This window comes from Nakamurella sp. UYEF19 (genome assembly GCF_040546275.1).
In the GTDB taxonomy this organism is placed as follows: Bacteria; Actinomycetota; Actinomycetes; order Mycobacteriales; family Nakamurellaceae; genus Nakamurella.
In genome coordinates, this window is record NZ_JBEPNO010000046.1 from 1 (window position 1) to 16,969 (window position 16,969).

Annotated in this window: 18 protein-coding genes and 1 pseudogene; 8 read left to right on the top strand and 11 right to left on the bottom strand. The window is 65.7% G+C overall.

The features are described from left to right. Positions 1-223 precede the first annotated feature (223 nt). On the top strand, positions 224-697 hold the full coding sequence (locus ABIB25_RS28440) for a hypothetical protein (RefSeq protein WP_354531879.1): 474 nt from the start codon (positions 224-226) through the stop codon (positions 695-697). Positions 698-1,099: 402 nt separating this feature from the next. Here the strand turns inward: ABIB25_RS28440 and ABIB25_RS28445 are convergent. Beyond that, positions 1,100-2,415: pseudogene (locus ABIB25_RS28445) on the bottom strand (ISL3 family transposase). Between the two features lie 57 nt (positions 2,416-2,472). Continuing rightward, a complete protein-coding gene (locus ABIB25_RS28450; protein WP_354531880.1) occupies positions 2,473-2,874 on the bottom strand; it encodes a class I SAM-dependent methyltransferase in 402 nt (133 codons plus the stop codon). Positions 2,875-2,977: 103 nt separating this feature from the next. Between ABIB25_RS28450 and ABIB25_RS28455 the strand changes: the two genes are divergently transcribed. The 4 genes from ABIB25_RS28455 (at position 2,978) to ABIB25_RS28470 (ending at position 6,042) form a co-directional block, all read left to right on the top strand. After that, a complete protein-coding gene (locus ABIB25_RS28455; RefSeq protein ID WP_354531881.1) occupies positions 2,978-3,352 on the top strand; it encodes an ArsR/SmtB family transcription factor in 375 nt (124 codons plus the stop codon). A gap of 402 nt (positions 3,353-3,754) precedes the next feature. After that, a complete protein-coding gene (locus ABIB25_RS28460) occupies positions 3,755-4,462 on the top strand; it encodes a glycosyltransferase family 2 protein (protein WP_354531882.1) in 708 nt (235 codons plus the stop codon). Further along, positions 4,459-5,184 carry a TIGR04282 family arsenosugar biosynthesis glycosyltransferase gene (locus tag ABIB25_RS28465; RefSeq protein WP_354531883.1) on the top strand — a complete coding sequence of 242 codons (726 nt, stop codon included), beginning with the start codon at positions 4,459-4,461 and terminating at the stop codon, positions 5,182-5,184. The genes ABIB25_RS28460 and ABIB25_RS28465 overlap by 4 nt, the downstream gene beginning before the upstream one ends. A 57-nt stretch (positions 5,185-5,241) precedes the next feature. Then, positions 5,242-6,042, top strand: coding sequence for a nucleoside phosphorylase (locus tag ABIB25_RS28470; protein WP_354531884.1), 801 nt, complete (start codon positions 5,242-5,244; stop codon positions 6,040-6,042). Positions 6,043-6,054: 12 nt separating this feature from the next. Here the strand turns inward: ABIB25_RS28470 and ABIB25_RS28475 are convergent, their stop codons facing one another. From ABIB25_RS28475 to ABIB25_RS28490, 4 genes are all read right to left on the bottom strand, one after another. Beyond that, positions 6,055-6,594, bottom strand: a complete 540-nt coding sequence (locus ABIB25_RS28475; protein WP_354531885.1) for a DoxX family protein — start codon at positions 6,592-6,594, stop codon at positions 6,055-6,057. Positions 6,595-7,002: 408 nt separating this feature from the next. Further along, entirely contained in the window at positions 7,003-8,391 is a 1,389-nt protein-coding gene (locus tag ABIB25_RS28480) for a YhjD/YihY/BrkB family envelope integrity protein (RefSeq protein ID WP_354531886.1), read from the bottom strand. Positions 8,392-8,544: 153 nt separating this feature from the next. Further along, positions 8,545-9,453 (bottom strand): DUF2515 family protein, encoded by a 909-nt coding sequence (locus tag ABIB25_RS28485; protein WP_354531887.1) that lies wholly within the window; start codon positions 9,451-9,453, stop codon positions 8,545-8,547. A gap of 270 nt (positions 9,454-9,723) precedes the next feature. Beyond that, the gene (locus tag ABIB25_RS28490; protein ID WP_354531888.1) at positions 9,724-10,404 is read right to left on the bottom strand and encodes a class I SAM-dependent methyltransferase; all 681 of its coding nucleotides are present in this window, start codon (positions 10,402-10,404) and stop codon (positions 9,724-9,726) included. Between the two features lie 100 nt (positions 10,405-10,504). On the opposite strand from ABIB25_RS28490, the gene ABIB25_RS28495 reads away from it, so the two are divergent. Continuing rightward, positions 10,505-11,587, top strand: a complete 1,083-nt coding sequence (locus ABIB25_RS28495) for a radical SAM protein (protein ID WP_354531889.1) — start codon at positions 10,505-10,507, stop codon at positions 11,585-11,587. A 387-nt stretch (positions 11,588-11,974) separates the two neighbouring features. Beyond that, positions 11,975-12,409, top strand: a complete 435-nt coding sequence (locus ABIB25_RS28500) for a rhodanese-like domain-containing protein (protein WP_354531890.1) — start codon at positions 11,975-11,977, stop codon at positions 12,407-12,409. Between the two features lie 96 nt (positions 12,410-12,505). Here the strand turns inward: ABIB25_RS28500 and ABIB25_RS28505 are convergent, their stop codons facing one another. The 4 genes from ABIB25_RS28505 to ABIB25_RS28520 all read right to left on the bottom strand — a co-directional run bounded on the left by ABIB25_RS28505 (position 12,506) and on the right by ABIB25_RS28520 (position 14,533). Beyond that, positions 12,506-12,838 (bottom strand): hypothetical protein, encoded by a 333-nt coding sequence (locus ABIB25_RS28505; protein ID WP_354531891.1) that lies wholly within the window; start codon positions 12,836-12,838, stop codon positions 12,506-12,508. A gap of 913 nt (positions 12,839-13,751) precedes the next feature. Next, positions 13,752-13,964 carry a CopG family ribbon-helix-helix protein gene (locus tag ABIB25_RS28510; RefSeq protein WP_354531894.1) on the bottom strand — a complete coding sequence of 71 codons (213 nt, stop codon included), beginning with the start codon at positions 13,962-13,964 and terminating at the stop codon, positions 13,752-13,754. Then, positions 13,876-14,103 (bottom strand): hypothetical protein, encoded by a 228-nt coding sequence (locus ABIB25_RS28515; RefSeq protein WP_354531896.1) that lies wholly within the window; start codon positions 14,101-14,103, stop codon positions 13,876-13,878. The genes ABIB25_RS28510 and ABIB25_RS28515 overlap by 89 nt, the downstream gene beginning before the upstream one ends. Positions 14,104-14,344: 241 nt before the next feature. Then, positions 14,345-14,533, bottom strand: a complete 189-nt coding sequence (locus ABIB25_RS28520) for an FAD-binding protein (protein ID WP_354531895.1) — start codon at positions 14,531-14,533, stop codon at positions 14,345-14,347. Between the two features lie 808 nt (positions 14,534-15,341). Here ABIB25_RS28520 and ABIB25_RS28525 point away from each other — a divergent pair. Next, positions 15,342-16,286: a tyrosine-type recombinase/integrase gene (locus ABIB25_RS28525; protein ID WP_354531892.1), complete on the top strand. Its 945-nt coding sequence runs from the start codon at positions 15,342-15,344 to the stop codon at positions 16,284-16,286. 341 nt (positions 16,287-16,627) lie between these two features. Here the strand turns inward: ABIB25_RS28525 and ABIB25_RS28530 are convergent. Then, positions 16,628-16,969 (bottom strand): hypothetical protein (locus tag ABIB25_RS28530; protein WP_354531893.1); only part of this gene is annotated, 342 nt, incomplete at its 5' end.

Here is a 16,969-nt window from a genome sequence, read left to right on the forward strand (position 1 = left end):
CCCGATCAAACTGGCGACGACGGCATCAACAACGAGCCCGGCACTGCCACTATCGGGCCCGAGGACACCAACCTTAAGTGCGACTGTAGTACTAGGCGGTACCGCACCCATCCCGGAACGACCTACCCCAGCATCGATTCCGCGCCGCTTCTACCTGTTCGCCGCTGTCGCACTGTTGTATGGGATAATGGAGACCATCAGTGGAAACTGGTCCGCATCGGTGATGAGCACCCGTTTCGGAGCCAGCGCCACCCTGGCCGCGTTGTCCCTGACCGCATTCTGGGCCTGCGTCACCCTCGGCCGACTACTGTTCGCCACATTGGAGAAAGTCATGCCGCCGCGGTGGGTGTTCCGCACCATCCCGCTGCTGACGATAGCCGCCTACCTGATCATCGCCGTCACACACCGACCCGGACCCGGACTGGGAATCGCGCTGTTCGCCCTGGCCGGACTCGGATGCTCCGCCCTCCTACCCTCCATTATCAGCTTCGGCCAAGAAGACCTCACCGCGATGCACGGATCAGCCCCGGGCGCCCTCATCGCCGCCTACCAGATCGGCTACGCCCTCGCCGCTTTCACGGTCTCACCATTGATGGCTGCCGGCCTGGACTTCGGTGTCATCTTCGCCGTCGTCGCGTCTGCCACCGCCATGATGGCGGCACTGATCTACCCGATCAGCCGGCGCAAAACCGTCTAGCATTCTAGGGGGCCGTCATGCCGTGGACATCCTCAAAGGGGGACGGGCCTCCAACATTCTCAACAGGGTCAGCGCGTGCAGCGGCAACTACCTGTTCTCCATAAAGTCTCGGACGTCGTGCGCAGCCCCTCCACCAGGTGAGGGCCGTCGGTGCCCGTAGAGCATGGGCGGGAGTGGGTCGGACCGGTTGCGAGTACGGACCGCATCCTGCGGGGGAATGACGTGATCACGTGACACACCGACCTGTAGGCGGCACGACGCCACTCGGGCGGGCAGGCTCGATAGATTCTGGAAAGGTGCAACAGATGACACTCTGGGACAAGCATCCGGACATGATCGTCCACGAGAGTGAGCCGTACAACGCGGAGTCCAACCCCGCCGTCCTGGCCGAGCATTACCGGCTCATCGCAATCGAAGGTGTAGGCCGGGTCGGAACCCGCCGACCTCCAGCAGGGATCGGGCGATGTAGTTGGTGAGGTTCCGGAAGCCCAGAGCCGATCCCCGCAGGTGCTCCAGGCGGCCGTTGATCGCCTCGGTCGGTCCGTTGCTGGTGCCCGGCCGATCGAAGTAGGCCAGGACGTCGGCGGCTCGTTGCTTCAGCGTCCGGCCGAGCGTTCGGATCTCGAGCAGGGCTGTGGGGACGCCGGTGGCCAGGGTGTCGATCAGCGTCTGCATTTTCGTCTTGCCGTTGGTGCGGTCGGGGTCGCGGTAGGCGTCGACCATCGCCTGGTAGACACCCCAGGTCGCCTCCACCTCCAGATGGTCCTTGTTGGCGAACAGGGCCGAGATCCGTTGCTGCTGCTTGTCGGTGAGCAGATCCGCACCGGTGGACAGGGTCCGGCGCGCCGAATACAGCGGGTCGCCGGCCCGGCCGCGGTGGCCCAGGGTCTGCTGTTGCACTCGGCGTCGACACAGTTCCAGGCTCTGCCCGGCCAAGCGGACGACATGAAACGGGTCCATCACCACGGTGACGTCGTCGGCCAGCTCTTCGACGGCGGCGGTCTTGAAACCGGTGAACCCGTCCATCGCTACCACTTCCACTGCGGCCCGCCATGTTTCGTCCCGTTCGGATAGCCACGTCTTGAATACCTGTTTGGATCGGCCCTCCACCATGTCCAGCAGCCTGGCCGGGCCGGTGCGGTCTCGGACCGGAGCGAGGTCGATGATCACGGCGGGCGTACTTGTCGCCGCGGCGGGTGTGCCGCCACACGTGCTCGTCGACCCCGATGACCTTCACCCCGTCGAAGCGGTGCGGGTCGGCGATCAGCACCCGCCGTCCCTCCGCGAGCACCGCATCGTTGGCGGTGTTCCACGAAACCCCCAGTCCTTCAGCGATTCTCATCGACCGTGAGGTGCTGGCAGACCAACGCGGTCAACGCCCACCGCAACCCGCCGCGGGACAGCCTGGCCCGCGGCTCGGCGGCCTTGCTGGTGTCCTGCCGCCACACATGGCCGCACCGGTCGCAGCGGTACCGGCGGACCGTCACCAGCAGGATCGTCGGGCGCCAGCCGAACGGTTCGTGCGCCAGCCGCCGCGTGGCGGAATCCCGAGGCCGGCCCTGCCCACCGCAGCGTCCGCATTGGTCGTCGCGATCAACGACGCGGCAGGCCAGCACCGCCCGACCTGGTTCCAGGAACTGCCCGGTCACCTGCAAACCGAGCGGGTCCAACCGGACGAACGTAGTCAGATCAGGGGTCGAAAAAGTAGAGTCAGCCATGTCGAGGTCTTCCGTGAGGACAGCGTCAGAACTTCCATCATCGGAAGACCTCGACCCCTACCCCCGGCAACGACGCGCCGACCCAGCTACACCCTCAACTGCGAAGAGCCGCATTACCTGACGGACCTGGACCGCTTCTACAGCCGCAATCATGGGCCTGTACCCAATATCAACGCGCAAGACTGGAATCTGGTCGTCGACGGGTTGGTCGGCACCCCGTTGACGCTGAGCCGGGTTGCCGCAGCCCAGTGAGGCCAGGACAGCCTCGGCGGGCAGTCCGTCGGTCTGACCGGTGTGGTAGCGGCCGGCGCCGAACACGTCCGACTCGTCGCCCTCGCTGATCACGGCCAGTGCATCAGAAGGCCCGCAACAGCTCTGACCCGAGCCGGATCCCACGGCCGCTGCTGCGGCGGCGTAGCGGTCGCGGACGTGTTCGCGGAGTTCGTCGGTGGTCGTCATGACCGACCCCTTTCACGGGTGGACATGTTCATAGATGAACGTCGATGTCCCCACCATGACCCAGACATAGACGTTTGTCAATGTTTGGGTGCATACTTGCCTCGTGATCACCACGCGAACCGAGCTGTCGCTGACCGATGTGGCGTGCTGTGCGCCGCTGACCCGGGAGCCGTTGAGCGCCGAGACGGCCGCGGTGTTGGCGCAGCGGTTGAAGGCGATCGCCGACCCGACCCGGTTGCGGCTGTTGTCGATGGTCGCCGCGCATGAAGGCGCCGAGGCGTGCGTGTGTGACCTGACCGAGCCGCTCGGCCTGACCCAGCCGACCGTGTCCCACCACCTCAAGGTGCTCGTCGACGCCGGTCTGTTGAACCGCGACAAGCGCGGCGTGTGGGCATATTTCGCGCTGGTTCCGGGGGCGTTGGATTCCCTGGCCGCGGTGTTGGTCAGCCAGTCACCAGCCGTGCCGATGTCCGTCTGAACCCCATCGCACTGGTCGTCGGCGACTCGAAGCCGATCCGGCCGCGCCCGATCGTCACCAGACCGGACCGCGCAGTTGGAGCAGACTCTTCCCGTGATTGATGAAAGGCCCGACGTTCGACAATCGAGGCTGCTGTTGGGAGGCAGCAGTCGCAGCCGTCACTGCAGCCGGCGGTCGCCGTCATGGTGGTCCTGTCCGATGCCCGGTGCGCAGCAGGCTTCACCCTTCCAGAAGGCCAGGCCATCGATGCTGTCGGCATTGGTTGGGCGGTGTGTGGCTGTGTGCCCCGGGAGCCGAACAGGCACCGGTCGGTCGATCCCGACAGCTTGCTCGGCCGAGCCCTCGATCACAGGATTGAGCACAGCGTGAAAGCCGGGTAGGGCCCGGCTAGGGTTGCCGGCTATGCCTTCATCACAGACCGGAACCGGCCGAGGGGACACCGTCGACGTCGTTTTCCCTTGTCTGAACGAAGAGGCAGCCTTGCCTGACGTGTTCCGGGCTGTCCCGGCGCACTACCGGGTCATTGTGGTGGACAACGGGTCTACCGACGCCAGTGGCGATGTTGCCCGGCAGTTGGGTGCCACCGTGGTCATCGAGCCCCGGAAAGGATACGGAGCGGCTGTCCATGCCGGCGTTCTCGCGGCCACCTCCGCGGTGGTGGCTGTGATGGATTGCGACGGGTCGCTGGACCCGGCCCAATTGTCGGCGCTGGTCGCCGCCGTCGTGGAGGGAAGATGCGATCTTGCTGTAGGTCGACGTCAGCCCGTCGAGAGGCGATCGTGGCCGTGGCACGCCCGGTGGGGCAATCGATTGCTGGCTCTGATGCTTTCATCCAGGGTTCCGGGGTTGTCGGTGACCGACCTCGGCCCGGTGCGGGTGGGCTACCGGCTTGATCTGTTGTCCTTGGCCGTGACCGACCGGCGTAGCGGATATCCGGTGGAGACGTTGATCAAGGCGGCCAAAGCGGGCTGGCGGATCCAGGAGTTCGACCTGAGCTACCGGCGTCGTGCCCCGGGAACCAAATCGAAGGTGTCGGGATCGATCCGGGGCACCATCACCGCCACCAGGGACATCCTGCGTATCGTCCACCTGCACGGGAGGGGGCCATGACGGTGACGACCATTCTCGTCGTTGCCAAAGCACCCGTGTCTGGCCAGGCCAAGACAAGGCTGTGCCCGCCACTTTCTCCCCTTGTCGCCGCCGATCTGGCCGCTGCTGCACTGCTGGACACGCTGGCCGCGGCCGCTGGTGCGCTCCCTCTGCTCGCTGCTACAAGGGACGGCGTCCGCACCCGCATCGTGGTGGCTATCACCGGTGATCTGACGCTGGCCGCACGCGCCGAGGCGATCAGCGTGGCAATGGGCCAGTGCGAAGTGATCACCCAACGTGGAGACGGCTTGGCCGCCAGACTCGTGGCCGCGCATACCGACGCCGGCGGCCTGGGACCGGTGCTGCAGATCGGGATGGACACCCCCCAGCTGACCCCGATGATGTTGGCCGGGGCCATCGACGCGCTGCAGCCGCCTGGGGTGGACGCGGTCCTCGGGCCTGCCAACGACGGCGGTTGGTGGGCGCTCGGCCTGAAGTCAGTCGAAGTCGCCGAAGTGCTCGCAGACATTCCCATGTCGCACCCGCAAACCTACGATCTGACCCTCGCCGCTCTGAGGCGGATCGGCCTCGAGGTCCTGTCCCTGCCGACTCTCACCGACGTGGACACCTATAGCGATGCCCTCCACGTCGCCGCGGATGCGCCGGACACCCGCTTCGCGGCCGCCGTCCACCTGCTGTCCACGCAGGACAACCGTGCGGCCACCGACTCGTCGAGCCCGTGACCGGCCGGGTGCACAGGCCTCGGCTGGGTGCCGACCCGCGGCTGCTGTAATGGTGGGGTGGCTGCTGAATCTACGTCCTCTCCGTTGCTGAGCGGAAAGGACTTCGCGGCAGTTTCGGAGTTCGAACCGGCAAACCTGCTGCGGGAGAGCCGTCGACAGCGGGGCCTACGGACCGTGGCCGTACCGGCTGTCTGCCTCCTTGATCCTGACGGTGACATCGTCCGTTACCTGCAAGGGTCGGGCCATGGTCGGCGCCATCCTGGATGGGCCTGCTACCACACCGAGATGTGGACGGTGGATGTGGCAGGCCTCGCCATCGGAGTGGTCGGTATGGCGGTGGGGGCGCCTTTCGCGGTGCTGGTCGCAGAACAATTGGCCGCTTCCGGCGCCACCGTGGTGGTCAGCATCACCTCGGCCGGACGCATCTCCCCGCAACTGAGGCTGCCCTGTTTCGTCCTGATCGAGCGGGCTTTGCGTGATGAGGGCACCAGCCATCACTACCAACCGCCGGCACCGTGGAGTTACCTGCAGCCGCGCCTACAGGCCGCTCTGGCGGGCGCATTCACCGATTTGGCCGAGCCGGTGCTGACTGGGACGTCGTGGACGACCGACGCCCCGTATCGGGAGACGGCAGCGGCGATCGCGCACGCCCAGAAATTGGGAGTGGCCTGCGTCGAGATGGAAGCCGCCGGCCTCTACGCCTACGCAGCGGCTCGCGGCGCGGCGGTGGTGTGCCTTGCACACGTCACCAACACGATGGCCACCGACGGGGAAGATTTCGAAAAGGGTGAGGCCGCAGGTGTCCATGATGCCCTTGCGGTTGCCGCCGCCGCCGGGCGAGCCCTCACCGGGGTTTGAGCGGTACCGGGTTCAAAATGGCCACCGGCGGCCGAACCTGTTCACCAAGCGGCCATCCAGACCGAAATGGCGTCCGGCCGGGGCGATGGCCAGCAGCACCAGCGGGAAAAGATCTTCTGCCGGGTACTCCCACAGATACAGGTGCGTATGCCACAACAGAATCCAAATTGGTCCGATCAGGAGCAGCCCGCCGACGGCGGCAAGCCGTGAAGCAATACCCAGCAGCAGCCCGATGCCGACCGCGAGCTCGGCCAGGGTCAGGAACACGCCCCAGAATCCCCAGGCCGGCAGTACTACGCTCTGGTAGAAGGCGCCAAGGGGCCGAATCCCGGTCTTGGCCGCCGCGTCGGTGAGGATGCCTTTCGCGGAGGCATTGGTGATGAGCGTGAACGAGAAAAAGCCCAGATCGAAGCTGCCCGCGTTCAACACCTTCGCCAACCCATTGGTCAGGAACACCAGACCCGTGAAGATACGCAGGGCCGTGAACAACCGGACAAAGATCGTGACCTCACCAACCTGCGTCGACCGCGTCGCGGCTGCTGTTTCGGTCATCGCATCTGCCTTCCTTGCCTAGGGACCCGCATCGTCGCTATCCACCGGCCGGTCGATCGACCACCAGTTCCGAAACGAACACGGCCCGTTCGGAGCCCGGCCACCAGGAGATCCGTGGCGGCACTCACATCATCATGGCTGGAACCGGTCCGTTTGACCAGTGCACCGGATCGGCCGTCAGCACCCGGTAAGAAGTTGCACCGGCTCGTGAGGTTTGCAGGATCGACGGAGCAGACGGATCGGTGTCAGGTAGGGGCCGACTCAGCGCTGGCGGCCGGGTGACCGAACTTCGGGAGCACCATGCCGTTCACGCTCAGGATCCGAAGCTTCCGTCACCGCCCCGACGCGGCCGTCCCTCAGCTGATGCGAGCCCGCGGGCTGCCGCTTCGACCTTAGACGTCGATTGATTCACCAGTAGGTCAACTCCAGGTGGTTGACCAGCAGCGCGATCAGAACCTGCAGGGCCAGCGCGTAGGGCACCGCCCGTTTCGGTAGCAGCGCCAACGAAGCGATCAGCCAGAACCCGAACGGTAGCCAGATCCGCTCGGTCTCGGCCTTGGACAGGCCGGTCAGGTCCGCGACGAGGACGGAAACCGCCGCGGCCAGCGAGAGTGCTGCCGGGACGAAGGTTTCGCGGTCCAAGACGGCCGATCTGGCTCGAAGCGCCACCGGCACCGCCCGGCGGAGTCCGGCAGCCACAGCAGGACCGGCCGACAGGGTCAGCGCGGCCAGGTTCGCCCAGACGTAATAGGAGTACGGCCGCAGGCTGGCGACCCCCTGGTAGTACCGGATCGTCACCAGGCGTTCACCGTCCAGCCAGTTGAACCCGGCCAGAGTGAAGGTGGTCGCGACCACGACAGCTCCGGCCAGGGCGGCAAGCCAGATCCAGCGGTGGGCGGCGAACGCGAGCGCCGTCAGGATGACGGTGCCCATCAGTAGCAATCCGTACGACAGGTAAGCGGTGTATCCGAGCAGCAAGCCCCCGGCCCCGGCCATCAAGGCACCACCGGGCCCCCCACGGCGACTACCGATCACCGCGAACGCGATACCCCACGCGGCAACGCCGGCGAACAGGCCGTCGGCCGAGACACCGACCCAGACTGCGCCGGGAAAGAAGACGGCGAACGGCAGGATGCGGCGGGCCGCAATAGGGGCGCCCAGTGCGCGCACCGTCAGGCACACGGCGATGCCGGCTGTCGACCCGACGGCGATGACAACGGCCCCGGCCCATCCGCCGCCACCCAACCCGATCCGTTCCAGCACCAGGAACACCAGGGTCGCCCCGGGCGGATGGCTGGAGACATGCGTCGTCCACGAGCCCGGCTGGAAGTCCACGATGTGGCTGGTGAATCCACGCAGGAAGGCGCCGATCCCGCCGATCCGCGGGAGGTCGTGCAGGTACTCGGTGTCGGCGGTCAACCGGCCCGCCCAGCCTCGCTGCCAACCGTCGACCAGCGCCAGCGACGACGTCCAGGCGATGGCAACGATCACTGCACCGGGGGCCAGCCGCCGCCACCGTAGAGAAGCCGAGACGCGGACCGCATACAGCACGCCCAGAACGCCCAGAGCGACCGCGAATGGCGACCCGACGCCGACGTGCGGCATGACCCGCGAGAACAGCGGTGGCGCCTGGAGGTTCAGCGGCACACCAGCGTTCAGTAGTGCGTAACCAACAGCACTAGCCACCACCACCAACCCGATCGCGATCGCGACCGCGACCAGATCGCCCCGCGCGGGGGTCTGATCCTCAGCAGGAGAGGTTGGCCCAGCGGGGGTTGCGGTCGAGAGATTCCTCATCTCGCCTCATCTCATCTTGACGGTGAGCTCGCTCGTCGCCGCCGCATCTGGTCGGATCGGCCCGTCGTTGCCGGATAGTGGTCGACGCTACCTTCGCGACCCCTGACCTGACCAAGGTCGGCCGCCTCCGCCTGCCGATGCCGTCCCGGATGGTCAGCCGGGGACCAGGCAGGGCCTGTCGGCGAATCGCTTCGCGTCCTCCACGACGCGGTCGAGGGTCCGGTGGATCAGGGCTTGGTCGGCGTCCAGGCGTCGAAAACGTGGGACGACACTGGTCTCGAGCCACCGCCAACGGTCGTCGAACCGCGTGATCCTTGGGACAGTGCGGGTCCTCAGCGCTCCGCCGAGGCCGCGGGTCAGGGAGTAGGCAAGGAAGGAGGTGAAGTACTTGACCTCCTGCCGAAGGCCGCGCACCTCGAAGGTCGTCGTCGAGCCCATCGATATCAGCCGAGCGTAGATCCCCGACAGGCAGTCGAATAGCGGCTGCACAACGACACGCTGTTCGTGCTCCAAGAGGGCGAGGTTCCCTGCCCACACCATATCGACGGCAGCGAGTCGGGCCTTCTCCCGCGACCCTTCGTCATCAAGAACTGCCCGACCGCGGTCGATCGTCTCGAAAGCGGCAAGAATCCCGGCGTACTCGTGCTGCGGGCGTAGTAGCCGCCGCAGCTCATCCATGCCATCGGCGCCGGCGAGGTAGGCGAGGTGCACCCAGAAGATGTCGTCGTAGATCGCGTTGTTGACAGCGCGCATCGTGTTCGCGTCTGCGGTCAGCAGACGCCGGCGGCTCAGGCTGCGCGGGAGGTCCACGTAACCGCTGCGGTCGGTATCCCACCGGAAGGGGAACAGGACCAGTCGAGCGTGGTGAGAGGCGATCGCTGCCATGCCGGCCCACTTGAAGCAGGAAGGCTGCAGCGCATGGAGCCACGCATACCGGGAGGAGATCTCCATGTTGCGGTGGAAGGTGCAGCAGGGTGGACTCAGCAGAGCATCGGCCACGGCACGCCATCCCGCCACCGTGTCCGGCGGCCCGTCCGGGAGTAGATAGTCCAGAGTTCCCACGGTCGGCCACCTCCCTCGCCGTCGCCCGCAGCGTGCCCGGCGGGCAGATGTCGTCCTCAGTGTGCACCCGTACCGAGTCGCCAGCGACTGCCTGAATCCTATCGATGACTTCGAGGCCCGCTTGATGTCGGGGACGCTAACGCTCCAGCTGGAGCGTGGGGTGGACTCACCGACGCGCGTACACCGACCGAGGTTCACCGCGACGAACGCCGCCGCCGGCTTGAATCCCGGCGAATTGTTCGGCGAGCCACCGGGAAAGTGGGAGCGGGGTCAGCTACGAGCTGGTTCTAGGGGGCTAGGTGCTGGACGGCGCAGGAGCAGAGCTGTGAACTGCTGGGCTGTTCCCCATGGGGTCAGATGGTTCTCCCCACTGCGGTCGACCTCCTGGTAGCCAGGAAACTGAGCGGCCAGCTCCTGATGGGTGTATCGCACGATGGGCAGGCCACTGCAGGTGGTAGGTCCGTCGGGTCCAAAGGTCGCGATGACCAGCCAACCTCCGGGCCGCAGGGATCGTTCGAGGGAGGCCAGATAGTCTTCCCGCTCGTCGGGCTCGGTAAGGAAATGGTAGACGGCGCGGTCGTGCCACAGTGCGAACTGCCGGTGCAGCTGAAGGTCCAGGACGTCGGCGACCTGGAGCACAACGCCCGCTCCGGCGTCGCCCAGCCGGTCACGCACCGTCTGCAAGGCGGTGGCCGAGAGGTCGATCGCCGTCAGGTCGTGAAACCCCCGGGCCAGGAGATGGTCGACCAGGGTGGACCACCCGGCGCCGACGTCGATGATGGCTTCCCCCGGCGCCAGGTGAACGGAGTCGACCAGGCCAAGAGACAGGCCTGGTACTGACTGCCACCACGACACCCCGTCCATGTCCTTGGTGTCGTGGACGCCCTGCCAGAAGTCCTTTCGGGCCTCCGGGTCGGACGGCCATAGGGACGGGCTTTCGTCGGTGCTCATGACGTGACGGTAACTACAAGCGCTGCTGGGCGCCGCCGATGAGGGACACATCAATTCGGCATCCCGGCATTGACGCGGCCGGCCCGCTAAATTTGGATGCATGCCGACACCAGCGACGTCCACACCGCTCGGCGACGTGGATCGCATCGTTGACGGCGGGGACATGGACTGTGGCAGCGGACTGTTGCTGCTCATCACCCGCGCGATGCGAAAGCTGCACGAGGGTGACCTTCTCGGTATCTGCAGCGCCGAGCCCTCGGTCGTCACGGATCTGCCGGTGTGGGCCGACCTGGTCGGGCACGAGGTGGTCGCCCGCTCCACCGACGGTCGGGACGGCCCGTGGTGGTTCACGGTGCGGAAAGTCGTTCGCCATCAGCCGGACACGATATTCACGAGCGGGGCGCGGACCCCGGTGGGGCAGCGACTCTGGTTGTACACAAATTTTGACTGCAATCTGGCGTGCACCTACTGCTGCGCGCAGTCCTCGCCAAAAGCGCCCGCACGCCGACTCACCCCGGAGGTGGCGGCGGAGGCGCTCTCGGAATTCAGGGAGCTCGGTGGGGTCGAAGTCTTCCTGACCGGGGGGGAACCGTTCATGCATCCCGAGCTCGGCGATCTGGTAAAGGCAGCGTCCGGGCTACAGCGCACGATCCTGACCAACGCGATGGTTTTCGCCCGCGGCCAGCGGCGCCAGACCCTGGAGGTGATGGACCGCAGTGTCGTGCTCCAGGTGAGCCTGGATTCGGCGACGCCCGACCTGCACGACCGTCAACGCGGCGCCGGTTCGTGGTCCAAGGCGTTGGCCGGTATCGGTCAGGCCCGGTCGATGGGCTTCCGGGTACGGGTGGCTGCAACGCTCTACGACGAGGACCCGGGCGCCGTGCAGGCGCTGCACACCCGGCTCGACGCCGAGGGAATCGACGCGGCGGACCGCATCATCCGACCAGTTGCACAGGAAGGCTCCGCAGACACCGGGTTGCACGTGTCGATCGACACCTTGCAACCGGAGCCCACGATCACCTCCGACGGCGCCTGGTGGCATCCGGTGGCCGTCACGAACCCGAACATGCGCATCGCCGATGCCCCCCTGCCATTGACAGAGGTCTTCGGTGTCATCCGGGACACCCTCGCCGTCCAGGACGCCGCCGCCCGGTCGGGCCGCGAAGTCTTCCGGTGCGCGTGAGCAGCTATCGGTGGGCACTGACGTGCGCGCCCCCTCATCCCTACGTCATTCACCGTCCCCATTCGGGATCCGGCCGAAGTCGGCCGTCAGCAAAAGTAAGGAATGTCCGCCCGTTCAACACAAGCTGCAAATAGAATGCTGGTCAGCGCACCCCCCGCTGCACCGCGACATTTCAATGCTCGCCCCGTGTAGCCGACAGAATGGTTTAGATGTGGGTTTTCGTTCAACTACCCGCCGGGTGATGCCTGGCAGTGGGCCGTCCTGTCCTAAAGATGGAGCCCACTTCGGTGACCGCCACCCTGACTGTGCTCCCGCAGTTGCTGCGACATCACGCCTCTCACCCACCTCCAGCGCCTGGAATGCGCCATTGCCGTCCGGTGACCAAAAATGACGCAGAACCATGAGGATCAGGTCGACAGCCAGATCCCCGGAGTGGAGACGCTCCTGCAGCAGTGTCGGCTGGGCATGACCCGGCTACATCCGTCACAAGCCCAGGCGGCGGTTGCATCCGGGGCATTACTGGTCGATACCCGTACCGATGCCCAGCGAGCTGTCCAAGGTCACCTTCCGGGAGCGGTGGTCATCGACCGAACAGTGCTGGAATGGCGGCTGGACCCCACCAGCCCCTGGCGGATACCGGAAGCCGCCGGACCCGACCTGCTCATCGTGGTCGTGTGCGGTTACGGGTTCTCCTCGAGCCTGGCCGCAGCCAGCCTAAGATCCCTGGGGCTGTCCAGGGCCACCGACATCATCGGCGGCATGCAGGCCTGGCTCGATGCCGGACTCCCGACAACTGTCGAGCCGGCCGACATCAGGTACTGACCGAGCGAATCGACCGACAGGCAAACAGGTTGCCATCACCTCCGACTCGATACTGGGACGCCCTTGCACATAGCCACCGAGCGCGCTGGGGGCAGCTCAGCTGGTGATGTCCTTTCGGCGGAACCGAAGGAATGCCAGCACCACTACGAAGGCGTAGGCAAGTCCGGTGAAGATCCCGCGGACCATGTCGTCCCACCGGATCGGGTCGACCAGGGCACCGCTCCACGACGGACCGTAGTGGGTCGGCAGCCAAAGGCGGATGTTTCCCAGAGCGTCGATCTGGTCGAGAATCTGCGAAAGGATGGCGACCAGCGCAGCTCCTCCGACGGCCCCGAGCGGAGCATCCGTCAGAACGCTGAGCAGGAATGCCAGACCAGCGACCCAGGTCAGCTGCACGGCCAGGTAGGCGACGATGACGCCGATGCGCATGAGGCCGCTCCGTGTGTCGAAGTCGTCACCGATCGGTGTCGCCAGCGCACCGGCTCCGTAGGCAAGGAGACCGACAAGGTAGGTGCCAGACGGTTCACCTGCCGCCCGGCCCGTTCCACTCGGCCTTCTGCGTGGCCGGCGAACATGGCCGGCCAGGATGGGTGGACCCACCCTCATCTCCCGGCAGGCACCCATAAACACGACGGCCTCGGGACACAACCCGCCATGCAGTCACGATCGCGGCCAGTCATCGTTCCGTAGCGGGAACGGGTGACTGGATGTCGCCGACACCACGGCAGGACCGATCAGCACCGTGACCCGCCCATTCCCGTAACACCTGTCCGGTGACACGTCCCGCAGCGGTACCTCCTACGGAGCAACCGACCTCCCGATCTGGTCGGCACTCCGCAGCCGTCGTGGCCGACGGCCGACCGACCACGCCCATCACGTCAGTAGCTGCGTCGGATTGAAGCCATCGCAGTGTTCGCCGGCCGGGGACAAACGGTGCACTGCCCGCCGATACCGTCAGTGCGCCCAACGCGGGCGAGATGGTCGGCCGCGGGGTGCAGCACGAGCGGCGCGCCCGTCGCGCTCCCCCGCCAGCGGCTGACGCAACCCTGGGAGGGCAGGTCCGGCGGGGGCACCACCAGGGCCGAGCACCGGACGACCGACGCTGGGAGCCACCACGACGTCAAATGAGGCAACGTGGGCGCTCAGGTGACCCCTCGGGCCCCTCTGTCACGTGACGTTCGTGCTGGTGAGGCCTCCGGTGACCCCGGATCGCCTTCCCGACGCTCCGCGCTTGCTTGGCAGATAATGTTCGATTACCTGACTGCAATATGCGCGTTGCGAGCGACGATGGCCGCGCCATAGCTGAGAGAGCCTACGAATCTGGTCTGATGTTTTCGGGGATTCAGCCCGTTCGGTGAGTGGCCAGGTACTCCGCCACGGCCTCACGCATGAGGTCACTCGGACTGCGACCCTCGGACGCGGCTAGCGCGGCGAGCTGCTGATTCTGGGCCCCCCGGCAACCGCACCTACTGCACCCTGGAGTGCTCCCCCGGTCCGGCGTCTGGATGAATGCTCGACCGACCCCGCAGCAATTCCTCCAGCTCGGCCGGACCACCAGCGGCCTGCTCCAACATCTGACGGCCATGCGCGGCGGCCTCAGCGCCACCCCGAACCGTGCCACCGGTCGCCTCACTCAGTTCCATCTCGTGTTCGGCCCAATCAGCAGCCGCCCAGAAGTCCTGCTCGGTTCTCACTGTTCCTCCTCCATCAAGTTCGTGCTTCGTACAGATTGCATCACGTGGGGACGTGCGCACCGCGGGACGGCACCAGCTGCACCGTCACCTTCAGCGACGGACTACCCAGCTGCCGAGGCGGTCACACGATTAGGTTAGGCCGCGCTGGCCGGGCCTCGTCCGTGGTGGGCTCCTTCCTGGCCGCGACCACTCCCCGTGTCCGGCATCCTCGCCGCGGCCGGGGGCTGCTTCGCCGGGTGACCTACAAATCGATGACGCCGGGTTCGACTACGACGCGCGAGTTATGCGGATCGACTGCCACTACCTGCCGGAGGCGGAACAACGCGATCAGGACGCCCTCTGCGATCGGCATCACCCCGCCGGACAGCCCGGTGACCGACCCTCGGGCAAAGTAGGGAACGCCGGCCGCGGGCTGGGGAGGCCAGAACAGGACTTACAGTGATCATGGCCCCGATGACGAACACGTCCTGGCCGTCGCCGTCGTGGCGGGTGTCGACCCTCTCGTCACCTTGAGCTGAAGACCTCCCGCCGAGCGGCTTCCCGTGGGCATCTAGAGACTCACACCAGCGCAAGTGAACGGGAAAACCGTCCGTCTTGATCCAGCCCGCGCTGGGGCCATACGCAGCATCGCGCGTATGGCCCGGCCGCTGCGCCCACAGCCGGAACCTCCCGAAAGGCCGACGACAGAGGATGGAACACGCGCATCTGGTAGGTCGTTAGTCCGCGCCTAGGGGAACATTGCGTTCTACAGAAGCAATAGCGCTGTTACACAACGCTTTTGAGACCACCCACTGCCACATCCGTCACCCTACTCAGTGCGGCTGTGATCTCCCCAAGAGTAGGTTGTGCATTGCAATGATCACCAAGTAACCCGAAACATGTTATGCTGAAACATGTTTCGAGTGTGGTGCGCCTGGAGGGATTCGAACCCCCAACCTTCTGATCCATATCGCGAGACTTGTTGCAGCGTAACACTTCTCGATAGTCATAGGCTGATTTCTTCGCCAATTGAGACACCCTTGGCCCCGGATAGCGCGACGGTTCTGCCATTTGACCCGAGACGTCGGAGATTGGTTCCACCGGATGCTTTGACCCAGCCCGCCTGATGCGCCACCCTGATCGAAACAACCTACTATTGGCCCGATCTCAGGTCTATCCACGGACAAAGACAACCTACCGATACGCCCTGCAGACTCGTCTGCACGGGGCGAACGGGTTGCCCGATCGCGACATTGCCGGTGGCTAGGCGATATTCCGCGGTCCATACCGACACTCTCTCTCAGCCGGATGCGCAGGAGCAACTGCTGCAGGACTGGGTGCTCTGGCAACGGGGCCGCGGCATGTCCGACAAGACCATCACCGACCGGCTCACCATCATCCGCCGCATCCCCGACGCCGCCACCATCACCCCCCAGGGCGTCGACCGGTTCCTGACCTCCACCGCCTGGGCCAAAGCCACCCGCGCCAACTACCACGGCGCCATCCGGGCCTGGTGCAAGTGGCTCATCATCACCGGCCAGCGGGCCGATGACCCGACCCTGATCGCCACCACCCCGAAGGTGAAGAAGGGCCGGCCCCGGCCCGTCGCCGACGAGCACCTGACGATCCTGTTGGACACCCGCATGTACCGGCGGACCAGGGCGATGATCTTGCTCGCCGCTTACGCTGGCCTCCGCGTCAGCGAGATCGCTGCCATCAAAGGCGACGACGTCGACACCGTTGTCAACACCATCACGGTCATCGGCAAGGGCGACAAGGAACGCCAGATACCTCTGCACCCGATCCTGAAGGACCTCACCGAGGTCATGCCCCGCCGGGGCTGGTGGTTCCCCACCTACGTCGGCAACACCAAACACCTCGCCGGCGGACCCATGCTCGGCAACTCCGTCAGTTCTTCCATCTCCAACGTCATGGACCGCGCCGGCATCCCCGGCACACCCCACGCCCTCCGCCATTGGTTCGGCTCCGCGTTGCGGGAAGCCGGCGTCGACTCCCTGGTCATTAAAGAACTCATGGGCCACGAATCCCTGGCCACCACAGCGATCTACGTCGACGTGCCCCTGAGGCAGCGATCGGCGGCGGTCTCGTTGCTACCCGTCATCTCGTCTGTCCGACCGGCGCTCGACACCGACGACGACACGGCGTTCGAGCAGTTCACCCTGTTCGACTGGGCCTCTCGGTAGGTTGACTGGTTGCATCCTCGACGGCCCGGTTCGGGCTGATCAGGACACACCGACGCTTGGCAGATAGCGATGTACTACGTGGCCAAGCACGGTGGGTTTGGCCACGTTCGTGTCTCCGCCAACCCGGCCTGACGTACGACCCACAACGACCCACCGACGCCGACTCCGGTTGGCGGGGGGTGTGTTATGCTGCTCCCGAAACATGGAAGACCCGGGTCCGAATCCCGGCTCTCTCATCCTCCGGGATGTGAGGTAGCTCAGCGGCCTAGAGCATCCATCGTTATCTTGCGCCTAGCGCGAGAGAACGGGCCGGACGCGCAGCGTCCGGCCCGTTCCTGTATCTAGAGCGATTCGAGTTCGGTCTTGATTTCCTGGTCGCTGAACTTCAATGCGTCGTAGTGGAAACGGGCGAATGATCTGGCCTTTCGGACTCGCTGGGCGATGTTGCCTTGCGGATGTTGTTCAGCAACACAGTCTTTGGCAAAGTCGGTGAGCCACATCGCCCGCGGGTAGCTCGTCTGCATGATGGTGTTGCCCTCAGTGGCCAGGAACTTCACGACGGCAAGTGCGACGACCATGTCGTCGTGGGAGCAATAATTGAAACCTGTGGACGAGCGTGGAGGACGTACCTCCCCGGTGGTCCTGACATTTCGACAAACAAGACCCGCGCTGGCAGGCGCTGG

Coding starts and splice junctions, on each gene's coding strand:
- ABIB25_RS28440 (WP_354531879.1), top strand. CDS start 224: ATGAGCACCCGTTTCGGAGCCAGCGCCACCCTGGCCGCGTTGTCCCTG.
- ABIB25_RS28475 (WP_354531885.1), bottom strand. CDS start 6,594: ATGACCGAAACAGCAGCCGCGACGCGGTCGACGCAGGTTGGTGAGGTC.
- ABIB25_RS28465 (WP_354531883.1), top strand. CDS start 4,459: ATGACGGTGACGACCATTCTCGTCGTTGCCAAAGCACCCGTGTCTGGC.
- ABIB25_RS28505 (WP_354531891.1), bottom strand. CDS start 12,838: ATGCGCATCGGCGTCATCGTCGCCTACCTGGCCGTGCAGCTGACCTGG.
- ABIB25_RS28460 (WP_354531882.1), top strand. CDS start 3,755: ATGCCTTCATCACAGACCGGAACCGGCCGAGGGGACACCGTCGACGTC.
- ABIB25_RS28500 (WP_354531890.1), top strand. CDS start 11,975: ATGACGCAGAACCATGAGGATCAGGTCGACAGCCAGATCCCCGGAGTG.
- ABIB25_RS28450 (WP_354531880.1), bottom strand. CDS start 2,874: ATGACGACCACCGACGAACTCCGCGAACACGTCCGCGACCGCTACGCC.
- ABIB25_RS28480 (WP_354531886.1), bottom strand. CDS start 8,391: ATGAGGAATCTCTCGACCGCAACCCCCGCTGGGCCAACCTCTCCTGCT.
- ABIB25_RS28490 (WP_354531888.1), bottom strand. CDS start 10,404: ATGAGCACCGACGAAAGCCCGTCCCTATGGCCGTCCGACCCGGAGGCC.
- ABIB25_RS28495 (WP_354531889.1), top strand. CDS start 10,505: ATGCCGACACCAGCGACGTCCACACCGCTCGGCGACGTGGATCGCATC.